Origin of the sequence: Paracoccus marcusii (assembly GCF_028621715.1) — a bacterium.
Lineage (GTDB): Bacteria > Pseudomonadota > Alphaproteobacteria > Rhodobacterales > Rhodobacteraceae > Paracoccus > Paracoccus marcusii.
The window spans coordinates 467,054-482,128 of the sequence record NZ_CP117466.1 but is presented as its reverse complement, the minus strand read 5'-3'; the positions used below and the strand labels follow the sequence as shown (position 1 = coordinate 482,128).

The window sequence follows — 15,075 nt, the reverse complement described above, 5'->3', positions numbered from 1 at the left end:
CAGGGCCGCGTACAGCGTCAGCAGCAGCAGCAGGTAAAAGCTCAGCCGGCTTTTGGCAGTGGGCGACATGGTGATCCTTTCGGGCATCGTTCGCCCTTATATCGGCATCGCGGGCGCGATTTCAAACAGCCGGTCCAGCGCGGCCGTCAGCGGCGCGTCGTCAGCCAGGGCCAGCCGCACGGGCAGCGCCATCACCTTGGGGCGGAAAGGACGGGGCAGGCGGGCCGCGTCCTTTTCGGTGGTGACCAGCTGCGCGCCGACCAGCCGGGCCTCGGTCTCCAGCCGGGTCAACAGCGCCGGGGTGAAGGGCTGATGGTCGTCCAGCGCCTCGGCCCGGACGATCTGGGCGCCCAGGCCCGTCAGGGTGGCAAAGAACTTCTCGGGGTGGCCGATGCCGGCAAAGGCCAGCACCCGGTGGCCGCGCCAGTCGAATCCCATCTGCAACGGTGCCAGCTGACCGCGCAGATGTACCGGCGCGCCGGGGGGCGGGGCAAAGCCCGCCTGCGCCGCATCCGGCCCGATGGACAGCAGCAGGTCGGCCCGCGCCAGCCCCGCGGCCACCGGCTCGCGCAGCGGACCCGCGGGGATGCACAGCCCGTTGCCGAACCCCTTGGCCGCGTCCACCACGACGATGCCCAGGTCATGCGCCATGGCCGGGTCCTGGAAGCCGTCGTCCAGGATGATCGCCTGCGCGCCGTCGGCCGCCGCGGCCCGCGCCCCCGCCACGCGGTCGCCCGCGACCCAGGCCGGGCCGAACGCCGCCATCAGCAGGGGCTCGTCCCCGGTCAGGGCCGCGTCGTGGCGCCGTTCGTCCACGCGCAGCGGCCCCGTGGCCGACCCGCCATAGCCCCTGGAGACGACATGCACCGCCACCCCGCGCGCCGCCAGCGCCATCTGCAGGTGGATCACCGTGGGCGTTTTGCCGGTGCCGCCCGCATTCAGGTTGCCCACGCAGATGACCGGCACGCCGACCCGCGCCCGCGCGCCCTGCGCCAGGCGGCGGGCCGTGGCGCGGGCATAGGCCGCCCCCAGGGGCGCCAGCAGGCGGGCCGTGGCGGTGGGAGGACTGCGGAACCAGAATCCGGGGGCGCGGGTCATCGTCATGGGGCGGGGCTTTCGACAGGGTCCAGGGCGGCGATCACCCGGTCGGCGATGCGGATCGCGACATCGGCGCCGCCGGTGCTGACCATCCAGGCATTGCTGGCCAGCGTGGCGATGGTTTCCGGCTGGGTCAGTTCGGTGACCGCTTGGGCAAGGTCGTCGGCGGCGCGGACCTGACGCACCGCATGGGCGCCGGTCAGCTGCTGCCATTCGGTCGCATGGGGCCCGGCCTGCGGCCCGTGCACGATGGCCGATCCCAGAGCTGCGGGTTCGAAGGGGTGGCGCATCGCGTCGGCGTCGCCCGACAGGGTGCCGCCCATGAAGCTGACGGGCGCCAGCCGGTACCACAGGCCCATCTCGGTCGGGCCGTCGGTCAGCAGGACCTGGATCTCGTCTCCGAAATCCTCGTCCTCGCTGCGGCGGGCGACGGTCAGGCCGCAGGCCTCGATGTCGCGGGCCAGGCCGTCGATGCGCCTTGGATCATCGGGCGCGATGATCAGCAAGGCCCGGTGCGACCGGCGCAGGGCGGCCTGATGGGCGGACAGGATGGCCTGTTCCTCGGCCGGGGGCAGGCTGGCCGCGAACCACGCGTGGCGGCCGTTCATCTGCTGGGCCATCGATGCCCGTTCGGTTTCCGAACAGCGCAGCGGCTCGCGGATCTCGGATACGGGGCCGGTCATCGCCAGATCGCCCGCGCCCAGGCCCATGCGCCGGGCCAGATCGAGGCTGGTCGCGTCGCAGACCATCACCGCCCGCATCTGCGACAGCAGTTGGCGACGCATCCGGGCATGCAGGCCCCAGCCCAGATCGTTGCCGGTCAGCCGGAATTCGGCCAGGATGACCGGGATCTGGCGCGCGACGGCGGCCGCGATCAGCGCCGGCGGCAGATCGGTGCCCAAGAGCAGGACGGCACGCGGCCTTGCCCGGTCCAGCACCTGCGACACCAGCGCGGGGTCGTCGCCCGGATCGTCCGGTCCCTGGGCCGACAGGCGCACCAGGCGCAGGCCGGGCCGCGCGCGCGACAGGCGGCCCAGGATCTGGGGTTCGGCGCGCAGGGCGTCGGCGCTGGTGTGGATGGCCAGCGCGGGGCCGGTGCCGGCGGGGATGGCGGGCAGGGCGGGGCCGTCGCCGCGGCGGCCGCGCAGATGCAGCCACAGCCCCAGCTGGCCCAGCCCGGACCCCGCCGTGGCCATCAGTCGCCCAGTTCCTCGGTCGCGCTGACGGCGCGTTCCTCGTCGCGCAGGCGGTGCAGATGGGCGATGAAATAGCGGGTATGGGCGCTGTCGACGGTGCGCTGCGCCTCGGATTTCCAGGCGGCGAAGGCGCTGTCGTAATCGGGGAAGATGCCGACCATGTGGATCTGCGAGGGGTCGCGGAACTTGGTGCTGGATGGGTCGACCAGCTCTCCTCCGAAGACAAGATGCAGACGTTGGGACATGGGACCTCCAAGGGGATGTGCAGGGATGGGAACGGCCGCGACCCTAGCGCGCGACCGCCCGGGATTGAAGCGCAAACGCGTAAAACTGGACGCGTTCGGCCTTTGCCAGCCGCCCCCGCGCGCCCCTATGCTGGGGGTGAGGGCAGAAGCCCGGAACCATCGCGGGGACGGGGTGTGCCCGCAGCGCGGCCGCGATCCGGCGCCTTGGCGGGCCGGTCGCGCGCCGCAACCGACGCCGTCAGCCCCGGTCGCCTGCCAGTTCCAGGATCACCGTCCATTCCGCATCGCTGACCGGCTGCACGGACAGGCGCGAATTGTTCACCAGCACCATGTCGCGCAGCCGGGGTTCGGCCTTGGCCTCGTCCAGGCTGATCGCGCGGGGCAGCTTGCGCACCGCGCGGATGTCCACGCATTCCCATTTCGGGTCGGACGCGGTGGTGTCGGGATGGGCGAGGGCGATCACCTCGACGATGCCCACGGCCTCCTTGCCGATGTTGGAATGATAGAACAGGCCCAGTTCGCCCACCTGCATCGCGCGCATGTTGTTGCGCGCCTGATAGTTGCGCACCCCGTCCCATTGTTCCCCCGCGTCGCCCCGGGCGACCAGGTCGTCCCAGCCGAAAACGTCGGGTTCGGACTTGAACAGCCAATGCGCCATCAGCCGATGACCTTGTTCCAGGCGATCACGTCGACCGAGGCGAACAGCCCCGCCGCCTTGTAGGGATCGGCCGCGGCCCAGGCCTGCGCGGCGTCCAGATCGTCGGTGTCCAGGACGACCAGCGATCCGCACATCTGCCCGTCCTCCATCAGGGGACCGGCCATCGCCACGATGCCGCTGTCGCGGATATGGGCCAGATGGGCGTCGCGGGTGTCCAGGCGGACTTGCAGCGCACCGGGCTTGTCCCGGCAGATCACGGCGAACAGGGGCATCATTCCTCCTTCAGGGGTCGGCTCAGCAGGTGGTCCATGGCCTTTTCCACCGAAACGCGCCCCTCGGCAAGGCGGGCGACCATCGCGGCGATGGGCAGGTCCAGCCCGTCGCGCGCCGCCATCAGCGCCAAGGCGCGGGCGGTGGCGGCACCCTCGACGGTGGTGGCGCTGTCCCAGGCCGATCCCGACCCGATCGCACAGCCGAACCGGAAGTTCCGCGACCCCGCAGAGGTGCAGGTCAGCGTCAGGTCGCCCAGGCCGGACAGCCCGGTCAGCGTCTCGGGCCGCGCGCCCAGATGGATGGCCAGCCGCGTCATCTCGGCAAAGCCGCGGGTGATGATGGCGGCGCGCGCGCTGTCGCCCAGGCCCGCGCCGATCACCGTGCCCGCGGCGATGGCGATCACGTTCTTCAACGCGCCGCCCAGTTCGGCCCCGGTCACGTCCGTCGTGCGGTAAAGCCGCAGGACCGGCGTCGACAGGCGGTCCTGCAGCACCTGCGCCGCGGCTCCGTCCGCACAGGCCAGCGTCAGCGCCGTGGGCAACCCACGCGCGATGTCGGCGGCGAAGGAAGGCCCGGTCAGGACCGCCACCACCGCATCGGGCGCCGCCTGCGCGATCAGCGCCGACGGTCCGGTCAGATGCTGCAGGTCGATCCCCTTGGCGGTGCTGACCAGCGCCTTGCCCGCCAGGCGCGGGCCCTGTTCGTCCAGGAACGCCCCCAGGGCCTGCGCGGGCAGCGCCAGCAGGATCGTGTCGCAGGCCAGCGCGGCGTCCAGGTCCTGCGTCACGGTCACCGCATCGGGCATCGCGACGCCGGGCAGACGCGGGTTTTCCCCCTGCCAGTCGATGCGGCGGCCCCACAGGGTCACCGGCCCGTTGGCGGTCAGCGCCACGGCCAGCGCCGTGCCGAAGGCGCCCGCGCCCAGAATGCCGATCATGCCTTGGCCCCCCGCTTGCCGCTGCCCAGCATGGGCGCGGCGCCCTGATCCAGCGGCCAGCGCGGGCGCGCCGACAGCGTCATGTCGTCGCGCTGACCCATGCGGAACCGCTCGATCCCGGCCCATGCGATCATCGCGCCGTTGTCGGTGCACAGGCGCAGGGGCGGGGCCAGGAAACGCGCGCCGGCGCGTGCCGCGACGTGTTCCAACGCCGCGCGAATCTCGCCGTTCGCGGCGACACCCCCGGCGACGGCCAGCACCGGCACCGGCGACAGCGCCAGCGCGCGGCGCGACTTTTCCGCCAGCACATCGGCGACGGCCGACTGGAAGGCCGCGCACAGGTCGCGCCGGTCGGCGGCGCGCAGGCCTCCCTGATCCGCGATCAGCGTGTCGCGGGCGCGCAGCACAGCGGTCTTCAGCCCCGAAAAGCTCATGTCGCAGCCGGGGCGGTCCAGCAGCGGGCGGGGCAGGGAGATGCGATGGGCGTCGCCGCCTGCCGCCTCGGCCTCGACATGCGGGCCGCCGGGCTGCGGCAGGGCCAGCAGTTTCGCGACTTTGTCAAAGGCCTCTCCGGGCGCGTCGTCGATGGTGCCGCCAAGGCGGGTGAAGGCGTCCGGCCCGTCCACGCGCAGGAACTGGCAATGCCCGCCCGACACCAGCAGCATCAGATAGGAATAGTCGATCCCGTCGGTCAGACGCGGGGTCAGGGCGTGGCCTGCCAGGTGGTTCACCCCCACCAGCGGCAGGCCGGTGCCCGCGGCGATGCCCTTGGCGCACATCACGCCCGCCATCACGCCGCCGATCAGTCCTGGCCCGGCGGTGACCGCGACGCCCGTCAGCGCGTCCAGACCCAGCCCGGCATCAGCCAGCGCCTGTTCGACGACCAGGTCCAGGCGTTCGGCATGGGCGCGGGCCGCGATCTCGGGCACGACGCCGCCGAAATCGGCATGCAGGTCGGACTGGCTGCTGACCACGCTGGACAGGATGCGCCGGTCGCCGGTGACCACCGCGGCGGCGGTGTCGTCGCAGCTGCTCTCGATGCCCAGAAAGATCGTCTCGGTCATGGCTCTTGCCCGGATGAGGGGGGACGCGTACCCACAGGGGCGTAACACCCGCCCGACAGGATGCCAATGCCGCCCGCGCCCCGCCCGATCCTGCTGATGACCCGCCCCGGCGACGATTCCGAGCGTACCGCCGCGCGGATCGGCGCGGATGTCATCGTGGCGCCGATCCTGCAGATCGTGCCGGTGGACCATGACGGCGCGGCCCTGGCACGGGCGCCGGGTCTGGTCTTCACTTCGGCCCATGCGGTGGCGTCCGCGGGGCCCGGGCGCGGCCGGCCCGCGATCTGCGTCGGTGAACGCACGGGCCAGGTGGCGCGCGACGCGGGATTCGCGGTGATCCAGGGGGCGGGCACCGCCGACAGCCTGGCGCCCCTGATCGCGGCCAGCCCGGTTCCGTTGGTCCATCCGCACGGGCGGCACCTGGCACAGCGGCTGGCCGTGCCGGGAATCGTCGTCTATGACCAGCGGCCCCAGCCCCTGACGGCCCGCGCCCGCGCGGCGCTGATGGGCGCGCGCCCGGTGGTGGTGCCGGTCTATTCGCCGCGATCGGCGCGGCTTCTGGCGGGGATGGCGGCGGGGGCGCGGGCGCCCCTGTGGCTGGTCGCGATCAGCGATGCCGCGGCTGCGGCCTGGACCGCGCCCGCCGCGCGCCGGGCGGTCGCCGACCAGCCGTCGGGGCGGGCGATGGATGCGGCAATCCGCGCGATGCTGGCGGCGGAACAAAGCTGAGATGGGCGGGTTGAGCGTTCAGCCCGCGCTGATTAGGCTGCGGCCGGCGCATGTGCCGCGCGACCGCCATCCATACGGGCACAAGACGGGGACAGGGACGTGAAGACACCGAAAGACACCATCAGCGGGGACAAGTCCCCGGCCAACGAATCCACTACCGGACCCGAGATCCGCAAGATCCCTGCCCATGTCGGCGTGATCGACCACGCGCCCGTCGGCGCAGGCACCCCCGCGCAGGCGGGCCAGCCCGGAGAGGTTCGTCCCGCGTCGTCGGCCCTGGTGGGCGACGGCACCGACACCATGCCCGCGGCGGAGAAGAAGCCCGCGCCCGGCACGCGTGCAAAAGCTGCGCCGAAGGACACCCCCTTCGCCCCGACATCCGATCAGCCCAAATCCGATCTGCCCAAGACCGACACCGTGCCCCCGCATACGACGCGCGCGAAAGCGGCGGCGCCGGTGCGCAAGAACGGCTTCTGGCCCGTGGTCCTGGGTGGCGTCGTCGCGGCAGGGTTGGGGTCCGCCGCCACGATCTATGCGCTGCCGCATCTGCCCGCGGGTTGGGTGCCTGCCGCGCCGATGGCGCAGCAGGGTGACGATCAGGCGATGATCGACGCAGCCTCGCAGGCCGGACGCGAGGCCGCCGAACAGGCGATCGCCGCGGCCCCGGCTGCCGGTGATGTGCCCGACGATCTGATGCCCCGGATCGAGGCGCTGGAGGAGCAGGTCGCGGCCCTTGGTCAGCCCACCGCCGAATCGGATGCCCCGCAGGCCGATGGCGACGCGACGCCGGCTGCCGGCACGGAGGAGCTTGCCGCCCTGCGCGACCGTCTGGACCAACAGCAGGCCCGCCTAGACGAATTGGCGGCCCGCCCGGCCGTCGACCCCGAGGCCGCGGCCGAATTGCAGCAGCAGATCGAGGCAGCCGCCGCCGAGGCGCAATCCAGCTTGGACCAGACCCGCGCCCAGGCCGAGGAGCTGCAGAGTGCCGCCACCGAAAGCACCCGCCGGGCCGAGGCCGTGGCCGCCATCGCCGCGCTGCAGACCGCGCTGGACGCGGGCGTGACGCCCGACCAGGCCCGCGAAGCGTTGGAAGGTGCGGGGTTGGACACGCCCGAAGCGCTGCAGGCGCAGGTGCCCAGCCTGACCGAACTGCAGGCCGATTTCCCCGAGGCCGCGCGTGCCGCGCTGCGCGCCAGCCTGCGCGACACCAGCGCCAGCGGCGAGGGGAACCTGCTGACCAACTTCCTGCGCGCCCAGACGGGCGCCCGGTCGGTCGAGCCGCGCGAGGGCGACGATGCCGACGCGATCCTGTCGCGGGCCGATGCCGACGTGCAGGCGGGCCGGATCGACGCCGCGCTGACGCAGATGCAGGCCCTGCCGGAGCCCGCCACGGCAGCTCCCGCGATGGCCGATTGGCTGTCCCGCGCAACCGCCTATTCCCAGGCACGGGCGGCATTGTCCGACCTGTCCTCGGGCACGAACTGAGGGCCGCCCGATGCTGTTGTCACTGCTGAAAATCCTGTTCTTCTTTGCCGTCGTCCTGGCCTTGGCCCTGGGGGCGGTCCAACTGTCCGAAACCGGACAGGTGCTGCGCATCGAATATGGCGGCATCGAATATGCTTTGTCGCCGCTGAAGGCGCTGGTGGCGCTGTTCGTGCTGATGATCGCCGCCTGGCTGATCTTCAAGCTGCTGGGGCTGGCACTGGCCGTCCTGCGGTTCCTGGTGGGCGACGAGACCGCCATCAACCGCCATTTCGCCCGCTCGCGCGAGCGCAAGGGCTATGCCGCCTTTGGCGAGGGCATGCTGGCCGTCGCCTCGGGCGAGGGGAAGCTGGCACAGGACAAGGCCGCGAAGGCCGCGAAGTACCTGAACCAGCCGCATCTGACGAACCTTCTGGCCGCGCAGGCGGCCGAGACGTCGGGCGACACCGGCAAGGCCATCGGCATCTATCGCACGCTGCTGGACGACGACCGCACCCGCTTTGTGGGCATCCGCGGGCTGATGCGCCAGAAGCTGGCGGAGGGTGACACCCACAAGGCGCTGCTGCTGGCGCAGAAGGCCTATGCTTTGAAGCCGCGCCACAAGGAGGTTCAGGACACCCTGCTGGACCTGCAGACCCGGGAACAGGACTGGAAAGGTGCCCGCCAGACCCTGAAGGACAAGCGCACGCAGGGCGACCTGCCCAAGGACGTGGCACTGCGCCGCGATGCCGTCCTGGCCCTGCAGGAGGCCAGCGACGTGCTGGCGCACGGCAATTCCATCAGCGCGCGCGAGGCGGCAATCTCGGCCGCCAAGGCGTCGCCGGACCTGGTCCCCGCCGCCGTTCTGGCCGCGCGCAGCTATGTCGCGCAAAAGGATTACCGCAACGCCTCGCGGATTCTGGAGAAGACTTGGTCGGTGCGTCCGCATCCCGACGTCGCGGCCGCCTATGCCGAGATCGTTCCGGACGAGACCCCGGCCGCCCGCCTGCGCCGCTTTGACGCGCTGATCAAGAAGAACGCCGATCACGAGGAAACCCGCCTGCTGAAGGCCGAACTGCTGCTGGCCGCAGAGGACTTTCCCGGCGCGCGCCGCGCCTTGGGCGATCTGGCGGAAAAGCACCCGACGGTGCGGACCCTGTCGATCATGGCTGCCGTCGAACGCGGCGAGGGTGCCGATGACAGCGTCGTGCGTGGCTGGCTGACCCGTGCCCTGTCGGCATCGCGTGGACCCCAGTGGTGCTGCGACAAGTGCCACAACGTCATGCAGGCCTGGGCCCCGGTCTGCGACAGCTGTGGCGGCTTTGACACGCTGACCTGGCGCGAACCCGAGACGCGGCACAGCACGACCTCGGCCACCGGGGCCGAGATGCTGCCGCTGCTGGTCGGTGCGCCCAAGCCCGCGGATGACGTGCCGGACCTGACCGAACCCGTGCAGCCGCACCCGCCCGGCCCGGCAGAGCCCGAAGGCAAGCCCGCCCCGCGTCGGGTCGAGCAGGCGGTCGTCGCCCCCGGCATGGTCCCGCGCGAAAGCGACTATCGGGTCATCGACGAGCCGTCCTCGACCGTGACCACGCCGGAGCCCGTGCTGGTCACCGAGCCGGAGCCCATGCCACAGCCCGCGCCGCTGCCCGAACCGGAGCAGGCTGCCACCCCGGCCGCGGAACCGGTCATGGTCCGCCCCGATGTCGAACCGACGGATGCGGCGGACTGGACGGACACCCGCGCACGGCGCTGACCCGGTGATGCGAATTTTTCGCAGCTGACCCCTTTTCGTCATGGCGCGAAGATGCTATCCGCGCGCCATGACCAGAATGCCGCAGTAGCTCAGCTGGTAGAGCACATCATTCGTAATGATGGGGTCGGGGGTTCGAGTCCCTTCTGCGGCACCATGGTCCGACAGTCAAAGGCCGCCCCATCGGGCGGCCTTTGTCGTTCTAGAGCGGCAGGGCAGGGGTGCGCCCGCTGTCCTCCAGGTCCCAGGCCGCCTGCCATGCGCCCTTGCGGCGGTCCAGCACCAGGAAGTTGCGCTGCGCGATGTAGCGGTGGCGCTGTCCGGGCAGGGGCCGGATGCGGATCGGATGGTCCGGCAGCGGGTCCTCTCCCAGCCAGGCCAATGCGCCCAGAAACCGGGCCCAGCCCTTTGGCGGCGCGCGATGCGCGATGCCCGAGGCCACCAGCTGATGCAGGTGCAGCCCGCCGCCCAGGTCCATCTCGGCCCGTGTGGCCAGGTGGATCTCGCCCGACAGGGCGGTCACGTCATGGCCGTCGCGGCGCGCCATGTCGCGCACCAGGCGCAGGATGCGGCGCCATTCGTCGCGATGGGTGCGGCTTTGCCACTGGTCGCGCAGGTCGTCCTCGTATTTCTGCATCCGCGGAATGGCCACCATCAGCGATTCCAGGATCGACATGCGGGGCCCCAGCAACGGCACGCTGGACATCAGCATGGTGCGGCCCTGCGTCTGGCGACGCGCCTCCGCGTCCATCATCTGCCAGCCGCCCGGCCCCATGATGTCGCGCCGCGTGCGTTCGGACCGCATGTCGGGCGCCAGCAGCCGCAGGCCGGGCGCGTTGATCACCCATCCCAGATGCCCGCCCTGCGGGTCGGCGAAGCGGGCGGGCAGATCGCCCGCCACGGTGCCGTGCTGGAACAGAAGGAAGCTGTCTCGCGCGGCGGCGAACAGCGCCTGTCCCACCGCCGATTCGGTGCGCGACCGGGGAAGCGAGCCCCACCCGTCGCAGATGTCGTGATCGTCCCACTGCATCAGCGACGGCACCCGCGCGGCAAGCCAGGCCAGCTCGGGGGCACCATAAAGCGCGGCATAGCGGTCGAAGAACCGCTGGCGCAGATGCGCGCGCAGCCCGTCCAGCGCCTGGGGCGACGGGCTGTCGGGCACGCGGTCGGGCCAGTCGTCGCTGAGCGGGTGGCCCTCGGTGACCTCGTCGGCATAGACCTGATCGCCACCATGCAGCAGCAGCGCGAAGGGCGCGCGGCGGTGGTCGTCGCGCAGGCGCGCCCACATGGCGTTGCGCTCGGACCCCTCGCGGTCCATGTCGCCGACCTCCTCGCCGTTGCACGAGACATAGGCCAGCCGCAGATCCCCGGTCAGATCGCTCGCGACCTCGAACCGCTGGCCATCCCAGTCATAGGTCGAGGCCCGGTCCGCAGGCAGCGCGAATCGCGCCCGCCAGACGGTGGCGCCGTCATAGCGGGCCAGCGCCACAGGCGCGACCGGACCTGAGGGCGCGGCGACCGGGGCCGGGGACTGATCGCCCGGCATGATGAACAGGGCCGACAGCGACATCCGCCCCAGGGCGACGTCGTCAAGCAGCAGGATCGGGCCGATGGGGCGGTTGATCTGGATGGACATGCCGATCAGCTAAGGCGGAACCTGCGGCTTCGCAATTCGCGATCGTGCCGCAGGCGATCACATCAGGCGGCGTCCTGCCGGGGTGCTGCGCGACACAGCATACCGAACAGGTCGCGCGGGTCGTCGGGATCGGCGATCATGTCCAGGTCCAGGAACAGCCCCGTGCCCTGCAGGCGCTTGTGGATGTGGCGCAGGGCGCTGAAATCCTCGATCGCGAATCCCACGCTGTCGAACAGGGTGACCTGGTCGGCGTGGGTGCGGCCGGGCACGTGGCCCGCGATGACCTGCCACAGTTCGGTCACGGGATGGTCGGGGTCCAGCTGCTGGATCTCTCCCTCGACGCGTGTCTGGGGCGGGTATTCGACAAAGATGCCCGCGCGCAGCAGGATGTCGCGGTGCAGCTCGGTCTTGCCGGGGCAATCGCCGCCGACCGCGTTCAGATGCACGCCCGCGCCCACCATGTTGTCCGACAGGATGGTCGCATATTGCTTGTCCGCGGTGCAGGTCGTCACGATCTGCGCGCCCAGGATCGCCTCCTCGGCACTGGCACAGGGGACGACGCGCAGGCCGCGCCCGGCCAGGTTCGCCACGCATTTCGCGGTGGCGGCAGGATCGATGTCGTAGAGGCGCAGCTCGGTGATGCCGCAGATCGCCTTGAAGGCCAGGGCCTGGAACTCGGCCTGCGCGCCGTTCCCGATCATTGCCATCACCCGCGAATCTCGCGGGGCCAGCCAGCGGGCGGCCATGGCGCTGGTCGCGGCGGTGCGCAGCGCGGTCAGGATGGTCATCTCGGACAGCAGCAGCGGATAGCCGGTTGCGACATCGGCCAGCACGCCAAAGGCCGTGACCGTCTGCAGCCCCTGGCGCATGTTGCCGGGATGGCCGTTCACGTATTTGAACCCGTAATGCTGTCCGTCGGATGTCGGCATCAACTCGATCACGCCGATGTCGGAATGGCTGGCGACGCGGGGGGTCTTGTCGAAATCGGGCCAGCGGCGGAAGTCGGCCTCGATCGCGTCGGCCAGTTCGACCAGCAGCGGCTCGATGCCCACGTGATGGACCAGCTGCATCATGTGATCGACGCTGACAAAGGGAACAAGCGCCTGGCGCGAGGGCGGGGTCATCGGTCTTCTCCTGCAGGGTTTCGTCCATGATGATGCGCGATATGGGTCGGTTTCAACTGGACAGGCAGCAGGAATGGCGGGATCATTGCCCATATTGGCGGGGAATGGTACCATTATGGACGACCTGGATCAGGCGCTGATTGCGCAGCTGCGCCGCGACGGGCGCGCTTCTGTGCTGCACCTGGCGGACAGGCTGGGTGTCAGCCGCGCGACCGTCCGCCTGCGCCTGGCCCGGCTGCTGGAGCGGCAGGAGATCCTGGGCTTCACCGCCATCACCCGCGCCGATGCGCAGGATGCGCCGGTCCGCGGCCTGATGCTGATCGGGATTGAGGGGCGGGGCGCAGACCGCATCATGGCCCGCCTGACCGCGATGGCGCAGGTGACGGCGGTGCATTCGACGAACGGGCGGTGGGATCTGATCGTGGACCTGGCGGCGGGGTCGCTGTCGGAACTGGACGACGTCCTGCGCCGCATCCGCGACCTGGACGGGGTCATGACGTCCGAGACGAACCTGATCCTGTCCACCCGCCGCGCAGGCACCCGCTAGACCAGCGCGCGATACAGGTCCAGCATCCGTATCAGCGCCCTGTCGAACCCCTCCGGATCGGGCGCAGCCGCATCCCAACTGCGCGACAGGACGCAGCCCGCCTGATAGCCCTGCGGCAGCGTCGCGTCCGACCCCAATGCGATGGGCCTCGTGTCAAAGCCATGTCCCGGCAGGCCGTCCCGCGTGCGTGCCGCCCGGTCGCGCAGATGGCGCAGGCCCGCGTCGTGGCCATGCTCGCGCAGCGCGTCCGCCGCGCCATGCTGCAGCGACAGCACGATCCGTTCGTCCGGGGCGTTCACGAAGCAGGCGACGTAAAGCCCGTGGCGCATGCTGCGAGTCACATGCGGCGCGAACCACGCGACCCAAGGCACCGCCGCCCAACCCGGCGCACCGGTGCTGGCCCGCACCAGCAGGCGTTCGGGACGCCGGGCCACCGCCGCCCGCGCCAGCGCCGCCACGTCGCGGCGAAAGAACCCGGCCAGCGGATGCCCAGCCACCGGTTCGGCCCGCGCGAACGCATACCGCCGCGCCGTCAGGGACAGCGCGGCGGCAAGCCGGTCCGGGTCGGGCGCGGGCGCGGTCAGACCAGCCGCCCTTCCTCCATCGCCGCGCGGACGAAGCCTGCGAACAGGGGCGCGGGTTCGAAGGGCTTGGATTTCAGCTCGGGGTGGGACTGCACGCCGATGAACCACGGGTGGTCGGCATATTCCACGACCTCGGGCAGCTTGCCGTCGGGCGACATGCCCGAAAAGCGCAGGCCCGCGGCCTCCAGCTGCGTGCGATAGGTCGCGTCGACCTCATAGCGATGACGGTGGCGATCCTCGATCTCGGTGGCGCCGCCATAGACGTCCGAAATCCGCGACCCCTGGGACAGGACAGCGGTATAGGAGCCGAGGCGCATGGTGCCGCCCTTGTCATCGCCGACCTTGCGGCTGACGGTATAGTTCCCCTGCACCCATTCCTTGAGATGATAGACGACCGGGGTGAACCGCGTCTGCCCGGCCTCGTGGTCGAACTCCTCGGAACCCGCGTCGGGCATGTCGGCCAGGTTCCGCGCGGCCTCGATCACGGCCATCTGCATCCCAAGGCAGATGCCCAGATAGGGCACCTTCTTCTCGCGGGCATAGCGGGCGGCAGCGACCATCCCCTCAGTCCCGCGTTCGCCGAAGCCGCCGGGCACGATGATGCCGTGATAACCGTCCAGAAGATGCGCGCCCTCGCCCTCCAGCTTCTCGCTGTCGACCCAGTCGGCCTTGACGCGGACCTTGTTGGCCATGCCGCCATGGGTCAGCGCCTCGGCGATGGATTTGTAGGCGTCCTCCAGCTGGGTGTACTTGCCGACGATGGCAATGTTCACCTGCCCCTCGGCATGCTCCAGCCGGTCCATCACGTCTTCCCACCGCGACAGGTCGGGGCGCGGCGCGGGGCTGATCTGGAAGGCGTCCAGCACGGCGCGGTCCAGACCCGCGCGATGATAGGCCAGGGGCGCCTGATAGATGGTCTTGAGGTCATAGGCCGGGATGACCGCATCGGGACGCACGTTGCAGAACAGCGCGATCTTGGCGCGTTCCTTTTCCGGGATCGGGTGTTCCGAGCGGCAGACCAGCACGTCGGGGGCCAGGCCGATGGACTGCAGCTCCTTGACGCTGTGCTGGGTCGGCTTGGTCTTCAGCTCTCCGCTGGCGGCCAGATAGGGCAGCAGGGTCAGGTGCATCAGGATGCATTCGCCGCGCGGCCGCTCGTGGATGAACTGGCGGATCGCCTCGAAGAAGGGCAGGCCCTCGATGTCGCCGACCGTGCCGCCGATCTCGCACAGCATGAAGTCGACCTCGTCGTCGCCGATCGCAAGGAAGTCCTTGATCTCGTTGGTTACATGCGGGATCACCTGGATGGTCTTGCCCAGGTATTCGCCCCGGCGTTCCTTCTCCAGCACGTTGGAATAGACGCGCCCGCTGCTGATGCTGTCGGTGCGGCGCGCGGCGACGCCGGTGAATCGTTCGTAATGGCCCAGGTCCAGGTCGGTCTCGGCCCCGTCATCGGTGACGAAGACCTCGCCATGCTCGAACGGGCTCATCGTGCCGGGGTCGACGTTCAGATACGGGTCCAGCTTGCGCAGCCGGACGGTGAACCCCCGCGCCTGCAGCAGCGCCCCCAACGCCGCCGAAGCCAGCCCCTTGCCAAGCGAGGATACGACGCCGCCGGTGATGAAGATGTAACGCGCCATGAGGCCCCCGTGATGTGCAATTCTGTCTTAGCGGGCCGTCCGAATGACGACGATCACGGGACCCACGAAATAACCGATTCGCCCCGTGGCCGCAACGGACCGCAAGTGGAAGGGGGGCGCCTGGCGCCCC

Annotated in this window: 15 protein-coding genes and 1 tRNA gene; 5 read left to right on the top strand and 11 right to left on the bottom strand. The window is 70.7% G+C overall.

The genetic code is table 11. The features are described 5' to 3' along the window. Nucleotides 1-96: 96 nt before the first annotated feature. From lpxK to tsaD, 7 genes are all read right to left on the bottom strand, one after another. Nucleotides 97-1,104, bottom strand: coding sequence for a tetraacyldisaccharide 4'-kinase (gene lpxK / locus PRL19_RS02335; protein WP_273743746.1), 1,008 nt, complete (start codon nucleotides 1,102-1,104; stop codon nucleotides 97-99). Continuing rightward, complete coding sequence (locus PRL19_RS02330) at nucleotides 1,101-2,294, bottom strand: 3-deoxy-D-manno-octulosonic acid transferase (protein ID WP_273743745.1); 1,194 nt, start codon at nucleotides 2,292-2,294, stop codon at nucleotides 1,101-1,103. The genes lpxK and PRL19_RS02330 overlap by 4 nt, the downstream gene beginning before the upstream one ends. Next, nucleotides 2,294-2,539: a DUF4170 domain-containing protein gene (locus PRL19_RS02325; protein ID WP_045983303.1), complete on the bottom strand. Its 246-nt coding sequence runs from the start codon at nucleotides 2,537-2,539 to the stop codon at nucleotides 2,294-2,296. The genes PRL19_RS02330 and PRL19_RS02325 overlap by 1 nt, the downstream gene beginning before the upstream one ends. 238 nt (nucleotides 2,540-2,777) lie before the next feature. Further along, nucleotides 2,778-3,197, bottom strand: a complete 420-nt coding sequence (locus tag PRL19_RS02320) for an EVE domain-containing protein (protein ID WP_273743744.1) — start codon at nucleotides 3,195-3,197, stop codon at nucleotides 2,778-2,780. After that, nucleotides 3,197-3,469, bottom strand: coding sequence for a YciI family protein (locus PRL19_RS02315; RefSeq protein WP_045983301.1), 273 nt, complete (start codon nucleotides 3,467-3,469; stop codon nucleotides 3,197-3,199). Before PRL19_RS02315 ends, PRL19_RS02320 begins: the two co-directional genes overlap by 1 nt. Next, nucleotides 3,469-4,407 carry an NAD(P)H-dependent glycerol-3-phosphate dehydrogenase gene (locus PRL19_RS02310; protein ID WP_273743743.1) on the bottom strand — a complete coding sequence of 313 codons (939 nt, stop codon included), beginning with the start codon at nucleotides 4,405-4,407 and terminating at the stop codon, nucleotides 3,469-3,471. Before PRL19_RS02310 ends, PRL19_RS02315 begins: the two co-directional genes overlap by 1 nt. Then, complete coding sequence (tsaD, locus tag PRL19_RS02305) at nucleotides 4,404-5,471, bottom strand: tRNA (adenosine(37)-N6)-threonylcarbamoyltransferase complex transferase subunit TsaD (protein ID WP_273743742.1); 1,068 nt, start codon at nucleotides 5,469-5,471, stop codon at nucleotides 4,404-4,406. The genes PRL19_RS02310 and tsaD overlap by 4 nt, the downstream gene beginning before the upstream one ends. Before the next feature lie 66 nt (nucleotides 5,472-5,537). On the opposite strand from tsaD, the gene PRL19_RS02300 reads away from it, so the two are divergent. The 4 genes from PRL19_RS02300 to PRL19_RS02285 all read left to right on the top strand — a co-directional run bounded on the left by PRL19_RS02300 (nucleotide 5,538) and on the right by PRL19_RS02285 (nucleotide 9,571). After that, entirely contained in the window at nucleotides 5,538-6,200 is a 663-nt protein-coding gene (locus tag PRL19_RS02300) for a uroporphyrinogen-III synthase (protein ID WP_273743741.1), read from the top strand. Nucleotides 6,201-6,299: 99 nt separating this feature from the next. Continuing rightward, the gene (locus tag PRL19_RS02295; RefSeq protein ID WP_273743740.1) at nucleotides 6,300-7,685 is read left to right on the top strand and encodes a hypothetical protein; all 1,386 of its coding nucleotides are present in this window, start codon (nucleotides 6,300-6,302) and stop codon (nucleotides 7,683-7,685) included. A gap of 10 nt (nucleotides 7,686-7,695) precedes the next feature. Next, nucleotides 7,696-9,417, top strand: coding sequence for a heme biosynthesis HemY N-terminal domain-containing protein (locus tag PRL19_RS02290; RefSeq protein WP_045983296.1), 1,722 nt, complete (start codon nucleotides 7,696-7,698; stop codon nucleotides 9,415-9,417). 78 nt (nucleotides 9,418-9,495) lie between these two features. Then, a tRNA-Thr gene (locus PRL19_RS02285) sits at nucleotides 9,496-9,571 on the top strand. 45 nt (nucleotides 9,572-9,616) lie between these two features. Here the strand turns inward: PRL19_RS02285 and PRL19_RS02280 are convergent. Both PRL19_RS02280 and PRL19_RS02275 read right to left on the bottom strand, forming a co-directional pair. After that, nucleotides 9,617-11,050 (bottom strand): alkaline phosphatase D family protein, encoded by a 1,434-nt coding sequence (locus PRL19_RS02280; protein ID WP_273743739.1) that lies wholly within the window; start codon nucleotides 11,048-11,050, stop codon nucleotides 9,617-9,619. A gap of 62 nt (nucleotides 11,051-11,112) precedes the next feature. Then, nucleotides 11,113-12,174, bottom strand: a complete 1,062-nt coding sequence (locus tag PRL19_RS02275) for an ornithine cyclodeaminase (protein WP_273743738.1) — start codon at nucleotides 12,172-12,174, stop codon at nucleotides 11,113-11,115. Between the two features lie 115 nt (nucleotides 12,175-12,289). Between PRL19_RS02275 and PRL19_RS02270 the strand changes: the two genes are divergently transcribed. Continuing rightward, the gene (locus PRL19_RS02270) at nucleotides 12,290-12,721 is read left to right on the top strand and encodes an Lrp/AsnC family transcriptional regulator (protein WP_045983293.1); all 432 of its coding nucleotides are present in this window, start codon (nucleotides 12,290-12,292) and stop codon (nucleotides 12,719-12,721) included. Here the strand turns inward: PRL19_RS02270 and PRL19_RS02265 are convergent. Both PRL19_RS02265 and PRL19_RS02260 read right to left on the bottom strand, forming a co-directional pair. Continuing rightward, the gene (locus PRL19_RS02265; protein ID WP_420704405.1) at nucleotides 12,718-13,413 is read right to left on the bottom strand and encodes an MrcB family domain-containing protein; all 696 of its coding nucleotides are present in this window, start codon (nucleotides 13,411-13,413) and stop codon (nucleotides 12,718-12,720) included. The two genes, PRL19_RS02270 and PRL19_RS02265, sit on opposite strands and share 4 nt — an antisense overlap. Then, complete coding sequence (locus PRL19_RS02260; protein WP_273743736.1) at nucleotides 13,302-14,945, bottom strand: CTP synthase; 1,644 nt, start codon at nucleotides 14,943-14,945, stop codon at nucleotides 13,302-13,304. Before PRL19_RS02260 ends, PRL19_RS02265 begins: the two co-directional genes overlap by 112 nt. Between the last annotated feature and the right edge of the window lie 130 nt (nucleotides 14,946-15,075).

Coding starts and splice junctions, on each gene's coding strand:
- lpxK (WP_273743746.1), bottom strand. CDS start 1,104: ATGACGATGACCCGCGCCCCCGGATTCTGGTTCCGCAGTCCTCCCACC.
- PRL19_RS02330 (WP_273743745.1), bottom strand. CDS start 2,294: ATGGCCACGGCGGGGTCCGGGCTGGGCCAGCTGGGGCTGTGGCTGCAT.
- PRL19_RS02325 (WP_045983303.1), bottom strand. CDS start 2,539: ATGTCCCAACGTCTGCATCTTGTCTTCGGAGGAGAGCTGGTCGACCCA.
- PRL19_RS02320 (WP_273743744.1), bottom strand. CDS start 3,197: ATGGCGCATTGGCTGTTCAAGTCCGAACCCGACGTTTTCGGCTGGGAC.
- PRL19_RS02315 (WP_045983301.1), bottom strand. CDS start 3,469: ATGCCCCTGTTCGCCGTGATCTGCCGGGACAAGCCCGGTGCGCTGCAA.
- PRL19_RS02310 (WP_273743743.1), bottom strand. CDS start 4,407: ATGATCGGCATTCTGGGCGCGGGCGCCTTCGGCACGGCGCTGGCCGTG.
- tsaD (WP_273743742.1), bottom strand. CDS start 5,471: ATGACCGAGACGATCTTTCTGGGCATCGAGAGCAGCTGCGACGACACC.
- PRL19_RS02300 (WP_273743741.1), top strand. CDS start 5,538: ATGCCGCCCGCGCCCCGCCCGATCCTGCTGATGACCCGCCCCGGCGAC.
- PRL19_RS02290 (WP_045983296.1), top strand. CDS start 7,696: ATGCTGTTGTCACTGCTGAAAATCCTGTTCTTCTTTGCCGTCGTCCTG.
- PRL19_RS02280 (WP_273743739.1), bottom strand. CDS start 11,050: ATGTCCATCCAGATCAACCGCCCCATCGGCCCGATCCTGCTGCTTGAC.
- PRL19_RS02275 (WP_273743738.1), bottom strand. CDS start 12,174: ATGACCCCGCCCTCGCGCCAGGCGCTTGTTCCCTTTGTCAGCGTCGAT.
- PRL19_RS02270 (WP_045983293.1), top strand. CDS start 12,290: ATGGACGACCTGGATCAGGCGCTGATTGCGCAGCTGCGCCGCGACGGG.
- PRL19_RS02260 (WP_273743736.1), bottom strand. CDS start 14,945: ATGGCGCGTTACATCTTCATCACCGGCGGCGTCGTATCCTCGCTTGGC.